Raw genomic sequence first — 20,286 nt, 5'->3', positions numbered from 1 at the left:
CGATACGGGTCGGCTCCCAAGTCCGCGCCCCGATATACCAAGTGACTCGGGTTACTTGCTCCGCGCGGGCTGCTGAGCTGGACCCTGGTGCGCACGCCTGATGCCGGTGGGGAGCCGTGTCCCGCACGTGGCTCCCAGAAAGGCCCCCACACATCGCTCAGGGGCCCGACCCGCTAAGCGGATCAGGCCCCTGACCTCGTGTTTCTTCAGTCGGGGTGGCGGGATTTGAACCCACGACCTCTTCGTCCCGAACGAAGCGCGCTACCAAGCTGCGCCACACCCCGAAGCAACGAGCTCTACTTTAGCGGACTGCTGCCCGGAGGAGAAATCCGGTTCAGCGCAGGCCGCTGCGGGGGCCTCCCAGGTAGGGGCGGATGCGGTCGAGGCCGACGAGGAGCAGGGCGAGGGCGTAGAAGGCGACGGTGAAGTAGACGGCGTTCAGCAGGACGCCGCCGTAGCCGTGGGCGTCCACGTCCAGGAAGGGGTACGGGTAGCGGCCGGGCGTGCCGGGGGCGAGGAGCAGACCGCGGAGAAGGGCGAAGGGGAGGTAGAGGAGGGGGTAGAGCAGCCACTGCCAGGCGTACCGCAGGCGGAAGCCGTCGGGCGGGGTGAGGAGCAGCCAGTCCAGGGCGACGCCGAGGGGAGCGACCGTGTGCATGAGGTGGTTGGAGACGGTCCTCGCCAGGCCGTTGTCACCGCCCTGCGCCATGGCGAAACCGCTCGGGCCGCCGGTGAGGATGAAGTGGTAGACGAGACCGGTGATCACGATGAAGAGGACCACGGCTCCGGTGATCCGCGGCGAGAGCGCGGGACGCCCGGTCCAGGCGCGGTGGGCCGACCAGGCCAGGCAGAGGGCCACCATCAGGTTCGACTGGATGGTGAAGTAGCTCAGGACCCGCCACAGGTCGTCGGTGAGGGCGATGTCCATGACGATGCCGACGACCGACACGGTGGCGAGCAGGGCGCGGAACGCGGCTGTGAGGGGCCGGCGTACCGGTGGGGCCACGGCCGTGGCGGGGGTCTGCGCGGACGCCGCCGCCGGGCCGGTGGAGTAGTGCGTGGACCGCGTCGGATCGATCATCCCCCTACGGTAAGGGCAGAGATCTTCGTGGGGCAGGGGCGTGTGGACGGCCGCGTGCGCAGAGAGGGCGCGGGCGGTACGGCACCGGGCCCTGGACCGCAACACCCCTCGCCCGGTGGGTGGGTGAGGGGTGGTCGGCGGTACGGGCCGGCGGCTGTTGCGCCCTGCGGACGGTGTGGAGGTCAGCCCTCGTCGCGTGCGGTCAGGGTCAGCAGCGTGGCCTCCGGAGGGCAGGCGAAGCGGACCGGCGTGTAGCGGTTGGTACCGCAGCCCGCGGAGACGTGGAGGAACGAGGTGCGGCCGTCCGCGGTGTGGGTGGACAGGCCCTTGACGCGCTCGGTGTCCAGGTCGCAGTTGGTGACCAGGGCGCCGTAGAAGGGGATGCAGAGCTGGCCGCCGTGGGTGTGGCCGGCGAGGATCAGCGGGTAGCCGTCCGCGGTGAAGGCGTCGAGGCTGCGCAGGTAGGGCGCGTGGACGACGGCGAGCGAGAGGTCGGCGTCCTCGACCGGCCCGCCGGCCACCTTTGCGTACCGGTCCCGTTTGATGTGCGGGTCGTCCAGGCCGGTCAGGGCGATCTCCACGCCGTCGATGCGCAGGGAGCCGCGGGTGTTGCCCAGGCCCACCCAGCCGGCCTCGTCGAAGGCGTCGCGCAGCCCCTCCCACGGGTTGTGGACGGCGTGCACGGCCGGGGCGTTCCCGTTGAGCCCGTGGCGCCCCTGGACCTTCTCGACCAGGTAGCGGGCGGGGTTGCGCAGCTTGGGCCCGTAGTAGTCGTTGGAGCCGAAGACGTAGGCGCCCGGGAACTCCATCAGCGGACCCAGCGCGTCCAGCACCTCCGGCACACCCTCGGGGTCGGAGAGGTTGTCGCCGGTGTTCACCACGAAGTCGGGGCGCAGCCCGGCCAGCGACTGGAGCCAGCGCTGCTTCTTGCGCTGGCCGCGGACCATGTGGATGTCGGAGACCTGGAGGACCCGCAGCGGGCGCATGCCGCGCGGCAGCACCGGGACGGTGACCCGTCGGAGCCGGAAGGACCGGACCTCGAAGCAGGCCGCGTAGGCGAGGCCGGCTGCGCCGACCGCCGTGAGGGACAGAGGAACTCCGTATCGCGCGCGCATGGCACCCATCGTCGCAGAGTGCCGGAGGGGGGTGGTCGGCAGTGCCCCCGGGCAGGGGCGCTGGGCGCCGCTGCGGGTGCCGGCTCCGCCGTGGCGGTGCGGTCCGCGGCGTCGCCCGGAAACAGTGGCGCGCCGCGGTGGTGAGGGCGGGCATACTCGTCGCCATGACCACGCTCAAGGCCAAGCTTCAGGACGACCTCACCACAGCCATCAAGGCGCGCGACGAGCTGCGCTCCTCCACCCTGCGTCTGACCCTGACCGCCGTGCACACCGAGGAGGTCGCGGGCACCAGCGCGCGCGAGCTCTCCGACGCGGAGGTCGAGAAGATCGTCGCGCGGGAGGCGAAGAAGCGGCGGGAGGCCGCGGAGGCGTTCGACAAGGGCGGTCGCGCCGAGCAGGCCGCCCGGGAGCGGGCCGAGGGCGAGGTCCTCGCCGATTACCTGCCCAAGCAGCTCACCGACGAGGAGCTGGAGCAGCTGGTCGCCGAGGCGGTGGCCGAGGCGCGGGGACAGGGCGCGGAGGGGCCGAAGGCCATGGGCGCCGTCATGAAGATCGTCAACCCGAAGGTGGCGGGCCGTGCCGAGGGCGGCCGGGTGGCGGCCACCGTGAAGAAGCTGCTGGCCGGCTGAGGCGTCACCGCCGCCCTGCCCGCAGCGGGCGCGGCCGGCAGGTGGACCGGAACACGAGAAGGGGCGCCCGCGAGAAGGGCGGTTTCTAGGAGTTGTTGCAACACCCCAGTTCAAGGGGTGCGATGGACTTCGAGATCCGTGAGGACCGGACGAAGCCGCAGGGCAGGAAGAAGCTCGCGCGGGAGCGGGAGGCATACTCCCGGTTCATGCAGCAGGGTATGAGCAACCGGGAAGCGTGCCGGATCGTCGGGATCGACCGCCGGACCGGCCAGAAGTGGCGCAATGGGCGTCACGCGTACGGAAACCGGAAGGCGCTGCCACCGATCGACGCGGTGGCAGCGCCTTCCGGGCCGTCCCGGTACCTGTGCGAGGACGACCGCATCCACATCGCCGACCGGCTGCGGGAGAAGGCCACCATCCGTGCGATCGCCGCGGAGCTGGGCCGCAGCCCGTCCACGATCAGCCGGGAGATCCGCCGCAACGGCATGCCGCTGCGAGGAGACGTGCGACGCTGGGCCTACCGCCCGCACGCCGCACAGGCCCGCGCCGATGCCCGTCGGCCACGCCCCAAGCCGGGAAAGATCGGCCAGAACACCACACTCCGCGACTTCATCCAGGACCACCTACACCTACGGTGGAGTCCGGAGCAGATCTGCCAGGCTCTGCGGACACAGTTCCCGACCGGCCGGAGATGCACGTGGTCCACGAGACGGTCTACCAGGCCCTCTACGTCCAGGGCCGGGGCGAACTGCGCCGCGAACTGGCCCGCGCCCTGCGCACCGGCCGCGCCCGGCGCAAGCCCCGCCGCCAGGCCCAGCAGCGCCGGCCCCGGTTCGCCACTTTCATGGTCATGATCAGCGAGCGGCCCGCCGAGGCGGAAGACCGGGCCGTGCCCGGCCACTGGGAGGGCGACCTGATCATCGGCAAGGACGGCAAGTCGGCCATCGGCACACTCGTCGAGCGCGCCACCCGCTACGTCATGCTGCTGCACCTGCCCGCAGACCACAGCGCCGAAAGCGTCCGCGACGCGCTGGTCACCACGGTCCAGACCCTGCCGCCCCACCTTACGAGGTCGCTGGCCTGGGACCAGGGATCCGAGATGGGCGCCCACAGCGCGTTCACCATCGCCACCGGCGTCCCGGTCTACTTCTGCGACCCGGCCAGCCCCTGGCAGCGCGGCTCGAACGAGAACACCAACGGCCTGTTGCGGCAGTACTTCCCCAAGGGCACCGACCTGTCCGTCCACAGTCCCGAACACCTGGCGGCCGTCGCCGCCGAACTCAACGGCCGCCCACGCAAAACGCTCGACTGGGAAACCCCAGCCGAGCGCCTGCATAAACTGCTCGCGGCCTGATCAACACGACCACGTGTTGCGACGACCCCTAGAAACCGCCGAGACGGGCTCTCAGCGGTTGTGGCCGCCGCCGCCCGGCCAGTTGAACCCGCCGTCGTTCCCGCCCAGCACGCCGTCGGGAAGGTCGGGGAGGTCCGGGCCGTGGTTGCCGCCGGGATCGGTCGGGGCGTTGTCGGCGGGCGGCTTCTGCTGGTGGCCACCGTGGCCGCCCTTGGCCTTGCCCTTCCCTATCGGGACGGTCGGCAGCGACACCGGAGCCTTCCCGGACAGGGCGCCGTTCATCGCGTCCCGCCAGATCGGGCCGGGGGTGTCGGCACCATAGACCTTGTCGTGGGGGACACCGCCTATGGTGATGTCGATCATCTTGCGCTTGTGCTCCGGGTCACCGACCCAGACCGCGCCCGCCAGGTCCTTGGTGTAGCCGACGAACCAGGCGCTCCACCGCTCGTCGGTGGTGCCCGTCTTGCCCGCGCTGTCCCGGCCGGTCAGGCCCGCCTGGGTGCCGGTGCCGTCCTCGACCACGCCCTTGAGCAGGGTGTTGACGGTGTGCGCGGTCTTGGCGGACATCGCCTGGCTGCACGTGGTCTGCGGGACCTTCATGGCCTTGCCGTCGGCGTCGGTGATCGACTCGATGGCGACCGGGGTGCAGTACTTCCCGTCGTTGGCGAAGGTGGCGTAGGCCGAGGCCATGGTGAGCGGGGACATGCCCTGGGTACCCAGCGCGATCGACGGCACCTGGTCCAGCGGCTTGCCACTGGCCTGGTGCTTTATCCCCATCTTGTCCGCCATCTGCACGACGGGACAGATCCCGATCTTGTCGATGAGCTGGATGAAGTAGGTGTTGATGGACTTGGCGGTGGCCTCCTTCATGCTGTAGGGGCCCTTCTCGTCCTTGTCCTCGTTGGGGACCGTGCCGCTCCCCTCCCACCTGCCCTTGCACGTGGAGGCATGCGGGTAGGGCACCCGGTACGGCGCGGACAGCGTCAGCTCGGGGCTCACGCCCTGCTCCAGTGCGGAGGCGGCGACCACCGGCTTGAAGGTGGAGCCGGGCAGGAAGCCCAGGTCACTGCCGCCCATGTCGTGGTCGACCGAGTAGTTGACCTGCGTCTGGTGCTCCGCGACCTTGAACCCGTACGGACGGGACTGGCCCATCGCCTTGACCTTGCCCGTCCCCGGCTCGACGAGGGCGGCGGCGCTCGCCACCGGGTCGGAGGCGTAGACGTGCTTGCGCAGCGAGGCCTCGACCGACTGCTGCGCCTTCGGGTCGAGGGTGGTGCGGATGGTCATCCCGCCCTCGTCCCAGCGCTTGTTGCGGGCCTTCCGGGTGGCGCCGAAGGCCGGGTCGGAGAGGAAGACGTTGCGGACGTAGTCGCAGAAGAACCCGGCCTCATGGGTGGCGCTGATGCAGCCGCTCCTGGGCTGGCTGACGTGCAGCGTGATCGGCGTCTTCTCCGCCGCGTCGGCCTGCTGCCGCGTGATGTCGTGGAGCTGCGCCATGCGCTCCAGGACGGTGTTGCGGCGGTGGGTCGCCTCCGCCATGTCGTTGACGGGGTCGTAGCGGGAGGGCGACTGCACGATGCCCGCCAGCAGGGCCGCCTCCGGCAGGTCCAGGTCCTCGGCGTGCTTGCTGAAGTAGCGCTGTGAGGCGGCCTCCACGCCGTACGCCTGCTCACCGAAGAAGGTGATGTTCAGGTAGTTCTGGAGGATGCGCTTCTTGCCCAGCTCCTTCTCGAGCTGGATGGCGTACTTCAACTCGGTGATCTTCCGGCCCACGGTCTGCTTCGTGGCCTGGGCGACCTTGTCCGGGTCGTTGCGCGCCTCCTCGATGAAGACGTTCTTGACGTACTGCTGGGTCAGCGTCGACGCGCCCTGGGACACCCCGCCCGACTGGGCGTTCTTGTTGAGGGCCCGCAGCACGCCCTTGAGGTCGACGGCGCCGTGCTGGTAGAAGCGCGAGTCCTCGATGGCGACGATCGCCTTCTGCATGTACGGGGAGACCTGCTTCAGCGGTACCACCGTGCGGTCGCGGAAGTAGACCTTGGCGATCTCGCCGCCCTGCGAGTCCAGGATCGTGGTGCGCTGACTCAGCGGCGGGGTCTTCAGGTTCGCCGGAAGATGGTCGAACCCCTCGACGGTCCCCTTGGCGGCCAGGCCCAGTGCACCGGCCGCCGGCAGTGCCAGACCGGCCAGCACCACCCCGGTGACCACGCTGACGCCGAGGAACTTGGCGACCTGCTGGGCCCGGGTCAGGCCCCCGCCCTCGCGCTTGTTAGCCATGGGAGCAGCCTACGTGGCGAAACCCCGGACAGGGGCGCAGGTGTTCGCCTACGCTGTTGGCCGTCGGGTCCTATGGTCCTCTCCCGGGTTTTCGTCAACCCCCTCCCCCTCGCACCGTGCGGACCCCTGATGGCGTGGAAGGTCTTGCCGCACCCCGTCTGACGTGGGTGAACTGCCCCGGTATGCGGTCTGGGCGAGCATTGCCATGAATCACTCCGGTGGGTGATCTGTCGCCTACGCATAGTCCTTTCGGGCCATCCAAGATTGGGCCCGTAGGGGGTGTTGCGCTCTGCACGCCTTCCGTAACGTCCTCAACTGGCAACGGTGAATATGCCGTTTGCCGCCGTGGGGGAGCCCCGATTCGGGAGAGGACGGCGCCAGCATGAGCTGGGTAACCGACTGGAGTACGCAGGCAGCCTGCCGTACTACCGATCCGGACGAACTGTTCGTACAAGGAGCGGCCCAGAACCGCGCCAAGGCCGTCTGCACGGGGTGTCCCGTGCGGACCGAGTGCCTGGCGGACGCTCTGGACAACCGCGTCGAGTTCGGCGTCTGGGGAGGGATGACCGAGCGCGAGCGCCGCGCCCTGCTGCGCCGCCGCCCGACCGTCACCTCCTGGCGGCGCCTGCTGGAGACGGCGCGGACCGAGTACGAGCGTGGCGTCGGGATACTGCCCGTCGACTGCGAGGACGAGGGCTTCGAGAGCGCCGGCTTCGAGTCCGACGGCTTCGAGGACTTCGACCGCTACGCGGCAGCGGGCTGACCGGCCGGCGGAGACGGGAGCCGCTCACCCGGTCCGGCGCTCACAGGGCGTCGGTGGCCGTGGGCACGGGTGTGGTGGGTGCCGGCGTGGTGGGTGCCGGGGCTGGGGGGCCGCGGCGCCGGAGGTACGGATCGGGCCCGCCCTGGCGGACCGCTGTGCGGCGCTGTGCTCACGGGTCGGCCGCGGTCGGCTTTCGCCCGCGGCCGGCGGCCTCAGCCGCGGTCGGCGTTCAGCCGCGGTCGGCTGAGTCGGGGTCGGCGAGGTCGGGGTTGGCCGATCCGGGGTCGGCAGGGCTGGGGTCGGCAGGGCTGGGCCCGGCGGGGCCGGCGTCGGTGTCGGAGGAGGCCAGCCGGGCACCGATCGCGCGGAGCCCGGTGAGGTCGTGCACGTCTCCCGGCAGGGCGGCGACCTCGGCCACCGCCACCTCGGGGTGGAGCGCCGAGAAGCGCTCCCGGGTACGCCGTTCACGGGCCAGTACCCGCATCCGCTCGGCGTGCAGTCGCAGCATCCCTGCCGCCAGCCGTTCGCCGGACAACGGAGCCGGCGGGGCGCCCACGGGGGTGTCGTCCCGGGGTGCGCGGTCTGCCCCAGGGGCGGTGGGCGCCGGGCCGGCACCGTCGCCGACGTGTTCGGTGGCCGAGGTGGCCGGGTTCGGAGTGATGGGGGGTGTGGAGTGCTGTGCGGGCGCGGCGACGGGGGGAGAGGTGTCGTCTGCCGCTCCGAAGCCAGCATTCCCGGCCCCGAGATCCACAATGCGGCGGTTTCCAAGATTTTCTGATGGACCGGGCGCCGCGCCCCCGGCCACCCCGCCGTGGCCGGCCAGGCTCTCCTCGGCCGCCCGGTCCACCTCGGTGCCGCGGCTGCCGCCTGTCGCGGTGCCGGGCCCGGCCGCCGGGGTGGTCAGCGCCTCGGCCGCCGCCAGCGCCTGCTCGGCGCTCAGCTCCACCGCCCCGCTGGCGTGCACCCGGTTGAGGACCAGGCCGGCCAGCGGCATGTGGTCGGCTGCCAGCCGCTCGACGAAGTAGGAAGCCTCCCGGAGCGCGTCCCGCTCGGGGGTGGCGACGACGAGGAACGCCGTCCCCGGGGCCTGGAGGAGCCGGTAGGTGGCGTCGGCGCGGGTGCGGAAACCGCCGAACATGGTGTCCATCGCCGCGACGAAGGTCTGCACGTCCTTCAGGAGTTGGCCGCCGACCACCTTGTTGAGGATGCCCGTCATGATCGACACCCCCGCGTTGAGGAACCGCATGCCGGCGCGGCCTCCGGCCTTCGCGGGGGCCATGAGGACCCGCAGAAACCTTCCGTCGAGGAAGGAGCCCAGCCGCTTCGGGGCGTCGAGGAAGTCCAGGGCCGAGCGGCTCGGCGGGGTGTCGACGACGATGAGGTCCCAGTCGTCGCGCGAGCGGAGCTGGCCCAGCTTCTCCATGGCCATGTACTCCTGCGTGCCCGCGAAACCGGCGGACAGGGACTGGTAGAAGGGGTTCTCCAGGATGGCCCGGGCCCGCTCCGGATCGGCGTGCGCCTCGACGATCTCGTCGAAGGTCCGCTTCATGTCCAGCATCATGGCGTGGAGTTCGCCGCCTGCGCCGCCGTCCACGTCCTTCACCCGGCGCGGCACGTTGTCGAGTTCGCAGATGCCCATCGACTGGGCCAGCCGCCGTGCCGGGTCGATGGTGAGCACCACCACCCGCCGCCCCCGTTCGGCCGCGCGGACCCCCAGCGCCGCGGCGGTCGTGGTCTTGCCGACGCCCCCCGACCCGCAGCACACCAGGATGCGCGTATGCGGGTCGTCCAGCAGGGTGTCGACCTCCAGGCGCGGCGTCGCGCCGTCCAGGACCGCCGACCCGTCGAAAGCCGCCGTCATGCCGCAGCCGTCCTCCCGTAGAGACCTGCTCCTGCCCCGTCACCGCGTGCCGGCCTCACAGCGGCCCCTGCCGGTGCAGCTCCCGGGCCTGCCGGTAGAGGCCGCCCAGGTCGACGCCGTCCGGAAGCTGTGCCAGTGCGTAGGTCGGCAGGCCGAGCGAGGTCAGTTCCGTGTACTGGGCGGACTCCAGCGCGACCCGTTCGGCGTGCTCCCGCGCCTGCGCCAGCAGGGGCTCCATCAGCCGCTCGGCGGACGCCCCGGGACGTGCCCCGCCCAGTCCGGCCCGCGTCAGCGCCCCGACGACCTCCGCCCTGGCGGGTCCGGCCGCGGCGTCGACCGCCGCGGCGTCCAGGACGGCCGGGCGCGTCATGTTGATGACCACCCCGCCGACCGGGAGCCCGGCAGCCCGCAGCTCGGCCACGCCGTCCACCGTCTCCTGGACCGGCATCTCCTCCAGCAGCGTCACCAGGTGGACAGCGGTCTCGGGGGACTTCAGCACCCGCATCACCGCCTGCGCCTGGGTGTGGATCGGCCCTATCCGGGCCAGCCCCGCCACCTCGTCGTTGACGTTCAGGAACCTGGTGATGCGGCCGGTCGGTGGCGCGTCCATGACCACCGCGTCGTAGACGAAGCGACCGGAGCGGTCCTTGCGCCGCACCGCCTCGCAGGCCTTGCCGGTCAGCAGGACGTCCCGCAGGCCCGGTGCGACGGTGGTCGCGAAGTCCACGGCCCCTATCTTCTGCAACGCCCGCCCCGCGCTCCCCAGCCGGTAGAACATCTGGAGGTAGTCCAGCAGGGCCCGCTCGGCGTCGATGGCCAGCGCGTGGACCTCGCCCGACCCGCCGGGAGCCATCGCGATGCGGCGCTCCTCGTAGGGGAGCGGCTCCGTCTCGAAGACCTGGGCGATGCCCTGCCTGCCCTCGACCTCGACCAGGAGGGTGCGTCGTCCCTCCATGGCCAGAGCGAGTGCGAGGGCGGCGGCGACCGTGGTCTTGCCGGTGCCCCCCTTGCCGCTGACGACATGGAGCCTGCTCACGGGTGGGAGCCTAACCAGTAGCGGCGGCGCCTACGCACGGGACGGGCACACCGGCCGGTCCCGGGAGGGCCGCGGCCCGCCGGTGGGCGGGCCCCGCGGGGCGGCCGAGGGCAAGCGGGCCGGCCGCTGCCCGGGCGTTCTCCGGCAGCGCGGACCAGGGGTTACGCTCGCCCCATGACCAAGTGGGAATACGTGACGGTGCCGCTGCTCGTCCACGCGACCAAGCAGATCCTGGACACCTGGGGCGAGGACGGCTGGGAGCTGGTGCAGGTCGTGCCGGGCCCCAACAACCCCGAGCAGCTGGTGGCCTACCTGAAGCGGGAGAAGCAGGCGTGAGCGCGGTCGAGGAGAAGATCGCCGCGCTCGGGCTGAAGCTGCCCGAGGTCGTGCCGCCCCTCGCCGCCTACCAGCCGGCCGTCACCTCCGGGGGCTACGTCTACACCTCGGGCCAGCTCCCCATGGTGGACGGCGCCCTGGCCGCAGCGGGCAAGGTCGGCGCGGAGGTCACCCCCGACCGTGCCAAGGCCCTCGCCGCCACCTGCGCGCTGAACGCCCTGGCGGCGGTGAAGTCCGTCGCCGGCGACCTGGACCGCATCGTGCGGGTGGTGAAGGTCACCGGGTTCGTCGCCTCGGCCCCCGACTTCACGGGACAGCCGGCCGTCGTCAACGGTGCCAGCGAGCTGCTCGGCGAGATCCTCGGCGACAAGGGCGTCCACGCCCGGTCCGCGGTGGGCGTCGCCGTGCTGCCGCTGGACGCGCCGGTCGAGGTCGAGATCCAGGTCGAGCTGGACCGGTGAACCCCCCGGGGCGGCCCCGGCCGCCCCGGCCACCTCTCGGACGGCGCGTTTGCCGGACGGCGCGTTTCCCGGCCTTCGGCACTCCCCGGCCTTCGGCACTCCCCGGAGGCCGGCAGGCGTCGGTGCCGGCTCCTCCCGGGCACCGGGCTCCCCAGACGCGGGCATTCCCCCGGCCTCGGGCACCTCTCGAACATCGGCGTGCGAGCGCATAGCATCCCGACCATGGCGTCCATGACCAACGGCCAGTGGTTCCCGCCGGAATGGCCGGAGCGCATCCGGGCCCTGGCCCGGGGTGAGTTGACCCCCGCCGAGCCGCGGGTGGCGGCGACCGTCATGCTGCTGCGCGACGGCCTGTCCGGCCCCGAGGTCTTCCTGCTGCGCCGGCGCACCACCATGGCGTTCGCCGCGGGAGCGTGCGCGTACCCCGGTGGCGGCGTCGACCCGCGCGACCGGAACCGGGTGCCGTGGTCGGGACCCTCGCCCCGCGAGTGGGCACGCACCCTCGGTGTGGACGAGGCGACCGCCCGGTCGGTGGTGTGCGCCGCGGTCCGCGAGACCTTCGAGGAGGCCGGCGTGCTGCTGGCCGGCCCCGCGGCCCCCGCGCAGGACACCGGGGGCGACGACGCGCACGTCGCCGACGTCACCGGGGACGCGGCCCAGGCGGTCGGTCCCGCGCAGGTCGTGGCGGACGTCGGGGGGCCGGAGTGGGAGGCCGCGCGGGCGGCCCTCGTCGCCCGGGAGCTCTCCGTCGCCCAACTGCTGGACGACCACGGCCTGTCGCTGCGCTCGGGCCTGTTGCGGCCCTGGACCCGCTGGATCACGCCCGAGTTCGAACCCCGCCGCTACGACACCTGGTTCTTCGTGGCGCGGCTGCCCGAGGGACAGCACTCCCGCAACGCCTCCACCGAGGCCGACCGCGCGGGCTGGGTCTCCCCGGCCGAGGCCGCAGCGGCGTACGACAGCGGTGAGTTGACCATGATGCCGCCGACCATCACCACCCTGCGGCAGCTCGCCGCCCACCACGACACCGACGCCGTCCTGGCCGAGGCCGCCGGACGGGACCTGACGCCGGTGCTGGCCCGGGCGCGGGTGGACGAGGCCGGGGCGGTCGTCCTGAGCTGGCCCGGCCACGAGGAGTTCACCAGGCGCCTCACCTCCGGAGGGAACCCCGCATGACGCAACCGACCACTGCTCCCGGCCGCCCCAGGGACGCCGTCGGGGGGCCGGCCACGGAGCGCGCCGAGTGCCTGCTCGCGCCCAACCCCTCCCCGATGACACTGGACGGCACCAACACCTGGATCGTCGCCGAACCCGGGGCCGGTCTCGCCGTCGTCGTCGACCCCGGCCCGCTGGAGGAGAGCCACCTGCGCGCCGTGGTGGACCGCGTCGAAGCGACCGGGCGCCGGGTCGGCCTGACCGTTCTCACCCACGGGCACGCCGACCACACGGAGAGCGCCGCGCGCTTCGCCGAGCTGACGGGCGCCCCGGTGCGGGCCCTGGACGTGGCGGGGCGCCTGGGCGGGGAGGGGCTCGGCGAGGGCGATGTGATCACCACCGGTGGGCTGGAACTGCGGGTGCTGGCCACCCCGGGGCACACCGCCGACTCACTCTGCCTTCATCTGCCCGCCGACCGGGCGGTGTTGAGCGGCGACACGATCCTGGGCCGCGGCACGACGGTGGTGGCGCACCCCGACGGCCGGCTCGGTGACTACCTGGACTCCCTGCGGCGGATACGGTCCCTCGTCACCGAGGAGGGCGTCACCACGGTGCTGCCGGGGCACGGTCCGGTGCTGGACGACGCACTCGGCGTCGTCGAGTTCTACCTCGCGCACCGTGCCAGCCGGCTCGCCCAGGTGGAGACGGCCCTCGAAGGCGGCCTCCAGACCCCGGCGGAGATCGTCGGGAACGTCTACGCGGGCGTCGACCGCTCGCTGTGGCCCGCCGCGGAGCTCTCGGTCCGCGCCCAGCTCGACTACCTGGTGGAGCACGGCCTGGTGTGAGCGCGGCAGCCGGGCCGGGCTTCGCCGCCGGGTCGCCCTGCGGTCCGGACGGCTCGGGTGGCCCGGCGGTACGGGCGGGCCCGGCAGGCGGGTCAGCGGCGCGGGGGAGGGGCGAAGTACGCCTGCGCCAGGCCGTCCAGGACATGGTGCAGACGACGCTCGAAGGCGCCCCCGGGGTCCTCGGGCTCCTGTTCCCCGCGCAGCGCGCGCGAGGAGAGCGGATACTCGCCGCTCTCGGCCGCCCGGTCCAGCAGCGAGACCCTCCCGGCCGCACGGCCGCCGCGGGCGGCGCGCGGGACCGCTCCCCGCCGTCGTGCCTCGGCGCAGGCGTGGCCCTGGGTGAAGGCGAGGACGGTACGCCACACGTCGAGCATCTCCTCGATCGTCAGCCCGTGGCCGTCCAGCAGGGCGAGCGAGGACTCCGTCAAGGCCAGGGTGTTCGGGCCGAAGTCCTCGGCGGCCAGGGCGTGGCGCGTCAGCCAGGGGTGGCGCAGGGTCAGGTCGCGGACCCGGTGCGCCGCGGCGGCCAGGTCGGCCCGCCAGTCACCGGTGGGCGCGGGGGCGACGGCCTCGGCGCTGACCCGGTCGACCATGAGGTCGAGCAGGTCCTCACGGCTGTCCACGTACCGGTACAGGGACATGGCCCCCGCCCCGACGTGGTCGGCAACCTTCCGCATCGTCACCGCGTCCAGCCCCTGGGCGTCCGCGACCTCGACGGCCGCAGTGACGACGAGCTCGTAGGACAGGGCGGCCCGTGCCGCTCTCGCCGGACGCCCGGCTCGCTCCCAGTTCACCATCGTGCTCATCGTACGAGGCCGGCGGACGGGTGCTCCGCACCCTGCGTACCCCGTACGCGTACCTCGTACGCACGAGGCGTGCGGGCTCGGCTCGGCTGCGTGCCCGGCCGGTCCGGTCTGCCCGACCGGTTGCCCGCCGGCTCGGCCTGCCCGACCGGACGTCCGGCCCGCGCGCGGTGTCACCGGCGGCGCAGGTCGCCGGCCGTCGAAGGCCGACGCGCGGCCGTGCCCGTGGCGGCCGAGTGCCGCGCCGGGGCACGGGTGCGCTCGACCGCGACGAGGTCGCCGTCGGGAGGGTGACGAGGCGGCCGACGGAAGGGTGATGAGGCCGCCGATGGAAGGGTGGGGCGCCGGTCGGGCCGTGGCCGGCCGCGACCGACGGCTCAGCGGGAGCGCTTGGCCAGCCGTTCCACGTCCAGCAGGATGACGGCACGGGCCTCCAGGCGGAGCCAGCCGCGACCGGCGAAGTCCGCGAGTGCCTTGTTGACCGTCTCCCGGGAGGCGCCGACGAGCTGGGCGAGCTCCTCCTGGGTCAGGTCGTGCACCACGTGGATGCCCTCCTCGGACTGCACGCCGAAGCGGCGCGAGAGGTCCAGGAGTGCGCGGGCCACGCGGCCGGGCACGTCGGAGAAGACCAGGTCCGACATCTGGTCGTTGGTCTTGCGCAGGCGTCGCGCCACCGCGCGCAGCAGAGCCGTCGCGACCTCGGGTCGTGCGTTGAGCCAGGGCTGGAGGTCGCCGTGGCCCAGTCCGAGGAGCTTCACCTCCGTCAGCGCGGAAGCCGTCGCCGTGCGAGGGCCGGGGTCGAAGAGGGAGAGCTCGCCGATCAGCTCACCGGGCCCCAGGACGGCGAGCATGTTCTCGCGCCCGTCCGGGGAGGTGCGGTGGAGCTTCACCTTGCCATCGGTGACCACGTAGAGGCGGTCGCCGGGATCCCCCTCGTGGAACAGCGCGTCACCACGGGCGAGCGTGACCTCTCCCATCGAGGCGCGCAGCTCGGCCGCCTGCTCCTCATCGAGCGCCGCGAAGAGCGGTGCGCGCCGCAGAACGTCGTCCACGAGATCTCTCCTTGTCGACATGCACAGAGGACCGTGGTCCCCATCATGCCGGAATGCAAAACAGTGCGATCGATCACAAGTTTGCCGGACCAGTGGCACGCGCCATAAGGCAGGGGGGCCGATCGGACCATCATTCCCGGTGAGCGGGCGTGATGTCGGTGACACTCGTTAGTCTGGCCGGGTGTCCAAAACGCCGCTGGAGCCCAGGAAGACGGGACTGAGTGAGTGAGCACCGAGCGCGATTCAGCTGTGGGCGAACAGGCCTCCAGTGCCTCCTCGCGGAGCGCCGAGAACCCTTCGGGGCGCGCCACGGGTCCGGGCGCGGCGCGGGGCACGAGAGCGACCGGCCGGGCGGCTGAGACGAACGGTACGGCTGAGACTGGCGAGGCGGCCGAGGCGGCTGGAAAGGCCGGGACGGCGGTCGGGGACGGGGCCGGCAGGTCGTCGGCGAAGAAGACGGCGGCCCCGACCTCCGGCACCAGGAAGAGCGCGGCCAGGAAGAGCGCGGCCAAGAAGACCACGGCCAGGAAGACCGGTGCTGCGGAGAAGGCCGCCCCCGAGGAGAAGGTGCCCGAGGAGAGGCCCGCCGCCAAGAAGACCGCCGCCAAGAAGCCCGCGACGGAGAAGGCCGCGGCGAAGAAGGCCGCGGCGAAGAAGACCGGGAAGAAGGCGGCGCCCGCGAAAAAGGCTGCGAGGGCTCCGAAGAAGGCCGTGGCCTCGCCGGTGCCCTCGGGGGAGACCCACACCGCGCTGGTCCGGCGGGCCCGCCGGATGAACCGGGAGCTGGCCGAGGTCTACCCGTACGCCCACCCCGAGCTGGACTTCACCAACCCCTTCGAGCTGCTGGTCGCCACCGTCCTCTCGGCCCAGACCACCGACCTGCGGGTCAACCAGACCACCCCCGCCCTCTTCGCCGCCTACCCCACGCCCGAGGAGATGGCCGCGGCCGAGCCGGAGATGCTGGAGCAGCTGATCCGGCCCACGGGGTTCTTCCGCGCCAAGGCCCGCTCGCTCCTGGGGCTGGCGGCGGCGCTGCGCGACAGGTTCGACGGCGAGGTTCCCGGCCGGTTGGAGGACCTGGTCACGCTGCCCGGCGTCGGGCGCAAGACGGCCAACGTCGTGCTGGGCAACGCCTTCGGTGTCCCGGGGCTCACCGTCGACACCCACTTCGGGCGTCTGGTGAGGCGCTTCGGCTGGACGACGGAGCAGGACCCCGAGAAGGTCGAGGCGGTGGTCGCTGACCTCTTCCCCCGCAGCGAGTGGACGATGCTCTCGCACCATCTGATCTTCCACGGCCGTCGGGTCTGCCACTCCCGCAAGCCCGCCTGCGGTGCGTGCCCCGTCGCGCAGCTCTGCCCGTCCTACGGCGAGGGCGAGACGGACCCGGAACGCGCCAGGAAACTCCTCAAGTACGAGATGGCCGGTCAGCCCGGGCAGCGGCTCCACCCGCCGGCGGACTACCCCGGTCCGCCCGCCCCGCCGCCCGGCTCCGCCGCCCCGACAGCGGCCGGATGAGTCCGGATGGGTGCGCCCCGGCGGGCCGGGGCGCACCCATCCGGGAGACCGGCATGACCCGAGAAGAAGGCCCAGGGCCGAGGAGGGGGCGCGCATGAAGGATGCACCGCACACACATCACACGCCGGCAGGGGCGGTGGGCTCGCAGGACCTGGCGGGGCACCCGGGGGACGTCACGCTGCGGAGCGAGGGGCTGCCGCCCTGGCTGGAGCCGGTCGCGCGCGCCGCGGCCACCGTCCAGCCGCACCAGCTCAGCCGTTTCCTGCCGCCGGAGAGCGGCGAGGGGCGGCAGTCCGCCGTCCTGATCCTCTTCGGGCACGGTCCGCGGGGGCCGGAGCTGCTGCTGATGGAGCGGGCGGGCACGCTCCGCTCCCACGCCGGCCAGCCGTCCTTCCCCGGCGGCGCGCTCGACCCGGAGGACGGTGACCCGGAGGGCGCCGGCCCGCTGCGTGCGGCCCTGCGGGAGGCCCGGGAGGAGACGGGGCTGGACCCGGCGGGTGTGCAGCTCTTCGGCGTCCTCCCGCGCCTCTACATCCCGGTGAGCCGTTTCGTGGTCACCCCGGTCCTCGGCTGGTGGCGGGAGCCGAGCCCCGTCGGTGTGGTGGACCCGGCGGAGACGGCCCGCGTCTTCACGGTGCCGGTGGCCGATCTCACGGCCCCCGCCAACCGCGTCACCGCCCTGCATCCCCTCGGCCACACCGGCCCGGCCTTCCAGGTCGCATCCACCCTGATCTGGGGTTTCACGGCCGGGGTGATCGACCGCCTGCTGCACCACGCGGGGTGGGAGCAGCCCTGGGACGCCGACCGCCGCGTCCCCCTCGACCCCCATGCGTGAGACGGTGGCGCCGTGAACGTCCTGGACATCCTCCTGCTGCTGGCCGCCGTGTGGTTCGCCGTTATCGGCTACCGCCAGGGTTTCGTGGTCGGCATCCTCTCGGTGATCGGCTTCCTCGGGGGCGGTCTGGTCGCCGTCTACCTGCTGCCGGTCATCTGGAAGCAGGTCACGCACGACGCCTCCCCGGGGACGTACGCGGCGATCGCCGGCATCGCCATCGTGATCGTGTGCGCCTCGGTCGGCCAGGCGCTCACCACCCATCTGGGCAACCGGCTGCGACGCCACATCACCTGGTCACCCGCGCGTGCGCTGGACGCGACGGGTGGGGCGCTGGTCAACGTCCTCGCCATGCTGCTGGTCGCCTGGCTGATCGGTTCGGCGCTGGCCGGGACCTCGCTGCCCACGCTCGGCAAGGAGGTGCGCAGCTCCAAGGTGCTCCTGGGGGTGGCACGGGTGATACCGCCGCAGGCCGGTACCTGGTTCGCCGACTTCAGCTCCGTCCTCGCGCAGAACGGCTTCCCCCAGGTCTTCACGCCGTTCGCCAACGAGCCGATCCACGACGTGCCGCCGCCGGACCCGAAGCTGGCCGGCAGCCCGGTCGCCGCCCGGGCGAGGGGCAGCATCGCCAAGGTCGTCGGGACCGCCACCTCGTGCGGAAAGGTCCTGGAGGGCAGTGGGTTCGTCTTCGCCCCGCACCGCGTGATGACCAACGCCCACGTCGTGGGCGGGGTCTCCGAGCCCACCGTCCAGCTGGGCGGCCAGGGCCGCGTCTACGACGCGACCGTCGTCCTGTTCGACTGGCGGCGTGACATCGCGGTGCTCGACGTGCCGGATCTCGACGCCCGTCCGCTGCACTTCTCCACCACCGACGCGGAGAGCGGACGCAGCGCCATCGTCGCCGGCTATCCGGAGAACGGCGGGTACGACGTCCGCTCGGCCCGTGTCCGGGGCCGCATCCAGCCGCCGGGCCGCGACATCTACCACCGCACGACGGTCAGCCGCGACGTCTACTCGCTGTACGCCAACGTGCGTCAGGGCAACTCCGGCGGCCCGCTGCTGACCCCGCAGGGCAAGGTCTACGGGGTGGTCTTCGCCAAGTCCCTGGACGACGACAGCACCGGTTACGCCCTCACGGCGGACGAGGTCCACCAGGACGCGGTCCGGGGCCGCACGGCGCACCGTGAGGTGAGCACGCAGGCCTGCGCGATGTGAGTGCGGCCCTGTGGGGCTCGTCGGTGGGGGCGGCGCCTGGCGGTGGCCGGCGTCGCCGGCAGGTCAGGTCCGGGTGTGCCGAAGCCTGGCCGTCATCCAGCGCGCACGGCGGCGGAGGATATGAGGAATGCCGAGGGTCGCGGTCAGGTCGGAGGTGTCGCCACCCGGTAGTCGGGGGGCGTTCCTCTCCTGAGATCCGACGGCGACGGCGACGGCGCTGCTGCGGCGGTCACGTGCCACGTCACTGTAGTCGTGCGTCCAGCCCATGCCCTGATGTTGCCCGGCCTCGACGCACGTAATCGCCGCCCGCGCGGCCAATCGGACTATGCGGCAGGCATTTGGCTTTCGGTCATTTTTTCGGGTGCCCGGGGGCGCCGCCCCGCAACGCTGCTGAGCACGGCGGATCCGCTCGCATCAGCCCGGCGGCTCACCGGCCCGGCAGCCCGGGGTCCTGCGGGTCCGGGGTCCTGCGGGTCCGGGGTCCTGCGGCTCACCGGTCCGGTTCGGGGTCCTGCAGCCAGTCCACGAGCTCCTTGGTGAAGGTCACGGGGTCCTCCTCGTGCGGGAAGTGCCCAAGCCCGTCGAAGAGGCGCCAGCGGTACGGGGCCTCGACGTACTCGCCCGACCCCGCCGCGCTGCGGATGCGCATGACCGGATCGAGGGAGCCGTGCAGGTGCAGGGTCGGGACGCGTACCGGCCACTTCATGCGGCGGTTGAACTGATACCCGTCCGGACGCCCCATGGAACGGACCATCCACCGGTACGGCTCGATCGAGCAGTGCGCCGTCGACGGGATGCACATGGCGTGGCGGTAGGTGGCCAGCGCCGACTCCTCCAGCGCGCGCGGACCCGACCACTGACTGAGCAGCTCCCCCACCAGCGCCCCGTCGTCCGCCGTCAGCCGGCGTTCGGGGATCCAGGGCCGCTGGAAACCCCAGACGACCGAGTTCTGCCGGCTCTGCCGGGGGTCGGAGAGCATCGCCGACCGCCACCGCCTGGGATGCGGCATCGAGGCCACGACCAACCGGCGGACGAGTTTGGGGCGCATCACCGCGGCCGTCCAGGCCAGGTAGCCGCCGAGGTCGTGGCCGACCAGGGCCGCGTCCGGCTCTCCCAGCGAGCGCACCACCCCGGTGATGTCCAGGGCGAGATTGGCCGGGTCGTAGCCGCGGGGGGTGCGGTCGCTGCCGCCCACTCCCCGCAGGTCCATCGCCACCGCCCGGAACCCGGCCGCCGCCAGCGCCGGCAACTGGTGTCGCCAGGTCCACCAGTACTGCGGCCAGCCGTGCAGCAGCAGCACCAGCGGTCCCTCGCCCATCTCGGCGATGTGGAAGCGCGCACCGTTGGCCGCGACGTCGCGGTGGGTCCAGGGGCCGTCGGGCCGCACGACCGCGGTGGCCGACGGGGCTGCGGGCCCGGGTTCAGAAGCCGTCATGAGCAAGAGCGTGTCACACCACCGCGCTCTTCTCCTCGCCGTCGAGGGCGGGCAGCCGCTCGCCGGTGACCACCCGGGGGTGCGGCTTGGCGTTCTGCAGCACCGCCGCCGACTGCTTCGCGGACGCCGCGACCTTCTGCGGTCCCTTGCCGCGCTTGGCCTTCTTCACGAATGCCAGCGCCACGAGCCCGAGCAGACCGGCGACGATGAGGCTGGCGGCGAAGGACAGCAGGAAGCAGAGGGCCATGTTCCAGTGGCTCCACGTCCGGATGCCGTAGGCCAGGGCGAAGCTGAGCATCGGAAGGGAGAACAGCAGCACCATCCCCGCTGCCGTACCGGCCGCGCCGCCCATGCCCGCCCGCTTGGCGTCCTGTCGCAGCTCCGCCTTGGCAAGTGCGATCTCGTCATGGACGAGGGCGGACAGGTCGGTGGTGGCCTGGGCCACCAGCTGTCCGAGGCTGCGGTCGGTGCCGCCGTCGGTTGTGCTCATCGACTACTCCCGTGTCTCTCGCGTTGTCGTC

The 20,286-nt window shown here is 72.5% G+C and carries 19 protein-coding genes, 1 tRNA gene and 1 pseudogene; 10 read left to right on the top strand and 11 right to left on the bottom strand.

The features are described from left to right. Positions 1 to 210: 210 nt before the first annotated feature. The 3 genes from ACFV3R_RS00920 to ACFV3R_RS00910 all read right to left on the bottom strand — a co-directional run bounded on the left by ACFV3R_RS00920 (position 211) and on the right by ACFV3R_RS00910 (position 2,196). Positions 211 to 284 (bottom strand) — tRNA-Pro (locus ACFV3R_RS00920). A gap of 50 nt (positions 285 to 334) precedes the next feature. Further along, on the bottom strand, positions 335 to 1,081 hold the full coding sequence (locus ACFV3R_RS00915) for a Pr6Pr family membrane protein (RefSeq protein ID WP_385573153.1): 747 nt from the start codon (positions 1,079 to 1,081) through the stop codon (positions 335 to 337). Between the two features lie 182 nt (positions 1,082 to 1,263). After that, positions 1,264 to 2,196, bottom strand: a complete 933-nt coding sequence (locus ACFV3R_RS00910) for a metallophosphoesterase (RefSeq protein WP_385573151.1) — start codon at positions 2,194 to 2,196, stop codon at positions 1,264 to 1,266. A gap of 164 nt (positions 2,197 to 2,360) precedes the next feature. Between ACFV3R_RS00910 and ACFV3R_RS00905 the strand changes: the two genes are divergently transcribed. Together ACFV3R_RS00905 and ACFV3R_RS00900 are read left to right on the top strand one after the other, a co-directional pair. Continuing rightward, positions 2,361 to 2,825 carry a GatB/YqeY domain-containing protein gene (locus ACFV3R_RS00905; protein ID WP_385573148.1) on the top strand — a complete coding sequence of 155 codons (465 nt, stop codon included), beginning with the start codon at positions 2,361 to 2,363 and terminating at the stop codon, positions 2,823 to 2,825. 218 nt (positions 2,826 to 3,043) lie between these two features. Next, positions 3,044 to 4,179, top strand: a pseudogene (locus ACFV3R_RS00900) (IS30 family transposase). Between the two features lie 51 nt (positions 4,180 to 4,230). Here ACFV3R_RS00900 and ACFV3R_RS00895 read toward each other — a convergent pair. Beyond that, positions 4,231 to 6,456 (bottom strand): transglycosylase domain-containing protein, encoded by a 2,226-nt coding sequence (locus tag ACFV3R_RS00895; RefSeq protein WP_385573145.1) that lies wholly within the window; start codon positions 6,454 to 6,456, stop codon positions 4,231 to 4,233. A 382-nt stretch (positions 6,457 to 6,838) separates the two neighbouring features. Here ACFV3R_RS00895 and ACFV3R_RS00890 point away from each other — a divergent pair, with 382 nt between their 5' ends. Further along, positions 6,839 to 7,219 carry a WhiB family transcriptional regulator gene (locus tag ACFV3R_RS00890; protein ID WP_385573143.1) on the top strand — a complete coding sequence of 127 codons (381 nt, stop codon included), beginning with the start codon at positions 6,839 to 6,841 and terminating at the stop codon, positions 7,217 to 7,219. A 229-nt stretch (positions 7,220 to 7,448) separates the two neighbouring features. Here the strand turns inward: ACFV3R_RS00890 and ACFV3R_RS00885 are convergent, their stop codons facing one another. Together ACFV3R_RS00885 and ACFV3R_RS00880 are read right to left on the bottom strand one after the other, a co-directional pair. After that, positions 7,449 to 9,080, bottom strand: a complete 1,632-nt coding sequence (locus ACFV3R_RS00885) for an ArsA-related P-loop ATPase (protein WP_385573140.1) — start codon at positions 9,078 to 9,080, stop codon at positions 7,449 to 7,451. Between the two features lie 55 nt (positions 9,081 to 9,135). After that, the gene (locus ACFV3R_RS00880) at positions 9,136 to 10,116 is read right to left on the bottom strand and encodes an ArsA family ATPase (RefSeq protein ID WP_385573138.1); all 981 of its coding nucleotides are present in this window, start codon (positions 10,114 to 10,116) and stop codon (positions 9,136 to 9,138) included. 174 nt (positions 10,117 to 10,290) lie between these two features. On the opposite strand from ACFV3R_RS00880, the gene ACFV3R_RS00875 reads away from it, so the two are divergent. The 4 genes from ACFV3R_RS00875 (at position 10,291) to ACFV3R_RS00860 (ending at position 12,913) form a co-directional block, all read left to right on the top strand. Then, positions 10,291 to 10,452, top strand: coding sequence for a DUF4177 domain-containing protein (locus ACFV3R_RS00875; protein ID WP_003981536.1), 162 nt, complete (start codon positions 10,291 to 10,293; stop codon positions 10,450 to 10,452). Next, positions 10,449 to 10,913, top strand: a complete 465-nt coding sequence (locus tag ACFV3R_RS00870) for a RidA family protein (protein WP_385573134.1) — start codon at positions 10,449 to 10,451, stop codon at positions 10,911 to 10,913. The genes ACFV3R_RS00875 and ACFV3R_RS00870 overlap by 4 nt, the downstream gene beginning before the upstream one ends. 231 nt (positions 10,914 to 11,144) lie before the next feature. After that, positions 11,145 to 12,089 (top strand): NUDIX hydrolase, encoded by a 945-nt coding sequence (locus ACFV3R_RS00865; RefSeq protein WP_385574205.1) that lies wholly within the window; start codon positions 11,145 to 11,147, stop codon positions 12,087 to 12,089. Continuing rightward, complete coding sequence (locus ACFV3R_RS00860; RefSeq protein ID WP_385573131.1) at positions 12,086 to 12,913, top strand: MBL fold metallo-hydrolase; 828 nt, start codon at positions 12,086 to 12,088, stop codon at positions 12,911 to 12,913. Before ACFV3R_RS00865 ends, ACFV3R_RS00860 begins: the two co-directional genes overlap by 4 nt. A 92-nt stretch (positions 12,914 to 13,005) precedes the next feature. On the opposite strand, the gene ACFV3R_RS00855 is transcribed toward ACFV3R_RS00860, so the two are convergent. Both ACFV3R_RS00855 and ACFV3R_RS00850 read right to left on the bottom strand, forming a co-directional pair. Continuing rightward, on the bottom strand, positions 13,006 to 13,710 hold the full coding sequence (locus ACFV3R_RS00855; RefSeq protein ID WP_385573129.1) for a TetR/AcrR family transcriptional regulator: 705 nt from the start codon (positions 13,708 to 13,710) through the stop codon (positions 13,006 to 13,008). Positions 13,711 to 14,093: 383 nt separating this feature from the next. Further along, positions 14,094 to 14,768: a Crp/Fnr family transcriptional regulator gene (locus ACFV3R_RS00850; RefSeq protein ID WP_385573127.1), complete on the bottom strand. Its 675-nt coding sequence runs from the start codon at positions 14,766 to 14,768 to the stop codon at positions 14,094 to 14,096. 567 nt (positions 14,769 to 15,335) lie between these two features. On the opposite strand from ACFV3R_RS00850, the gene nth reads away from it, so the two are divergent. From nth to ACFV3R_RS00835, 3 genes are all read left to right on the top strand, one after another. Then, positions 15,336 to 16,283, top strand: a complete 948-nt coding sequence (gene nth, locus ACFV3R_RS00845) for an endonuclease III (RefSeq protein WP_385574202.1) — start codon at positions 15,336 to 15,338, stop codon at positions 16,281 to 16,283. A gap of 94 nt (positions 16,284 to 16,377) precedes the next feature. Continuing rightward, positions 16,378 to 17,118, top strand: a complete 741-nt coding sequence (locus ACFV3R_RS00840; protein WP_385573125.1) for an NUDIX hydrolase — start codon at positions 16,378 to 16,380, stop codon at positions 17,116 to 17,118. 12 nt (positions 17,119 to 17,130) lie between these two features. Further along, positions 17,131 to 18,330 carry a MarP family serine protease gene (locus ACFV3R_RS00835; protein ID WP_385573123.1) on the top strand — a complete coding sequence of 400 codons (1,200 nt, stop codon included), beginning with the start codon at positions 17,131 to 17,133 and terminating at the stop codon, positions 18,328 to 18,330. 63 nt (positions 18,331 to 18,393) lie between these two features. Here ACFV3R_RS00835 and ACFV3R_RS00830 read toward each other — a convergent pair whose 3' ends face one another. The 3 genes from ACFV3R_RS00830 to ACFV3R_RS00820 form a co-directional block, all read right to left on the bottom strand. Continuing rightward, a complete protein-coding gene (locus ACFV3R_RS00830; protein WP_385573121.1) occupies positions 18,394 to 18,597 on the bottom strand; it encodes a hypothetical protein in 204 nt (67 codons plus the stop codon). 223 nt (positions 18,598 to 18,820) lie between these two features. Next, a complete protein-coding gene (locus ACFV3R_RS00825; RefSeq protein WP_385573120.1) occupies positions 18,821 to 19,765 on the bottom strand; it encodes an alpha/beta fold hydrolase in 945 nt (314 codons plus the stop codon). Positions 19,766 to 19,778: 13 nt separating this feature from the next. Continuing rightward, on the bottom strand, positions 19,779 to 20,255 hold the full coding sequence (locus ACFV3R_RS00820; RefSeq protein WP_385573118.1) for a phage holin family protein: 477 nt from the start codon (positions 20,253 to 20,255) through the stop codon (positions 19,779 to 19,781). Positions 20,256 to 20,286: the final 31 nt, after the last annotated feature.

The sequence above is a fragment of the Streptomyces sp. NPDC059740 genome (genome assembly GCF_042733155.1).
Lineage (GTDB): Bacteria > Actinomycetota > Actinomycetes > Streptomycetales > Streptomycetaceae > Streptomyces.
This window is presented reverse-complemented; position numbering and strand designations above follow the sequence as displayed.

Excerpts from the sequence above, each read along its gene's own strand:
- ACFV3R_RS00890 (WP_385573143.1), top strand. The coding sequence starts at position 6,839 with ATGAGCTGGGTAACCGACTGGAGTACGCAGGCAGCCTGCCGTACTACC.
- ACFV3R_RS00875 (WP_003981536.1), top strand. The coding sequence starts at position 10,291 with ATGACCAAGTGGGAATACGTGACGGTGCCGCTGCTCGTCCACGCGACC.
- ACFV3R_RS00825 (WP_385573120.1), bottom strand. The coding sequence starts at position 19,765 with ATGACGGCTTCTGAACCCGGGCCCGCAGCCCCGTCGGCCACCGCGGTC.
- ACFV3R_RS00860 (WP_385573131.1), top strand. The coding sequence starts at position 12,086 with ATGACGCAACCGACCACTGCTCCCGGCCGCCCCAGGGACGCCGTCGGG.
- ACFV3R_RS00885 (WP_385573140.1), bottom strand. The coding sequence starts at position 9,080 with ATGACGGCGGCTTTCGACGGGTCGGCGGTCCTGGACGGCGCGACGCCG.
- ACFV3R_RS00895 (WP_385573145.1), bottom strand. The coding sequence starts at position 6,456 with ATGGCTAACAAGCGCGAGGGCGGGGGCCTGACCCGGGCCCAGCAGGTC.
- ACFV3R_RS00820 (WP_385573118.1), bottom strand. The coding sequence starts at position 20,255 with ATGAGCACAACCGACGGCGGCACCGACCGCAGCCTCGGACAGCTGGTG.
- ACFV3R_RS00830 (WP_385573121.1), bottom strand. The coding sequence starts at position 18,597 with ATGGGCTGGACGCACGACTACAGTGACGTGGCACGTGACCGCCGCAGC.
- ACFV3R_RS00915 (WP_385573153.1), bottom strand. The coding sequence starts at position 1,081 with ATGATCGATCCGACGCGGTCCACGCACTACTCCACCGGCCCGGCGGCG.
- ACFV3R_RS00905 (WP_385573148.1), top strand. The coding sequence starts at position 2,361 with ATGACCACGCTCAAGGCCAAGCTTCAGGACGACCTCACCACAGCCATC.
- ACFV3R_RS00910 (WP_385573151.1), bottom strand. The coding sequence starts at position 2,196 with ATGCGCGCGCGATACGGAGTTCCTCTGTCCCTCACGGCGGTCGGCGCA.
- ACFV3R_RS00855 (WP_385573129.1), bottom strand. The coding sequence starts at position 13,710 with ATGGTGAACTGGGAGCGAGCCGGGCGTCCGGCGAGAGCGGCACGGGCC.
- ACFV3R_RS00840 (WP_385573125.1), top strand. The coding sequence starts at position 16,378 with ATGAAGGATGCACCGCACACACATCACACGCCGGCAGGGGCGGTGGGC.
- ACFV3R_RS00865 (WP_385574205.1), top strand. The coding sequence starts at position 11,145 with ATGACCAACGGCCAGTGGTTCCCGCCGGAATGGCCGGAGCGCATCCGG.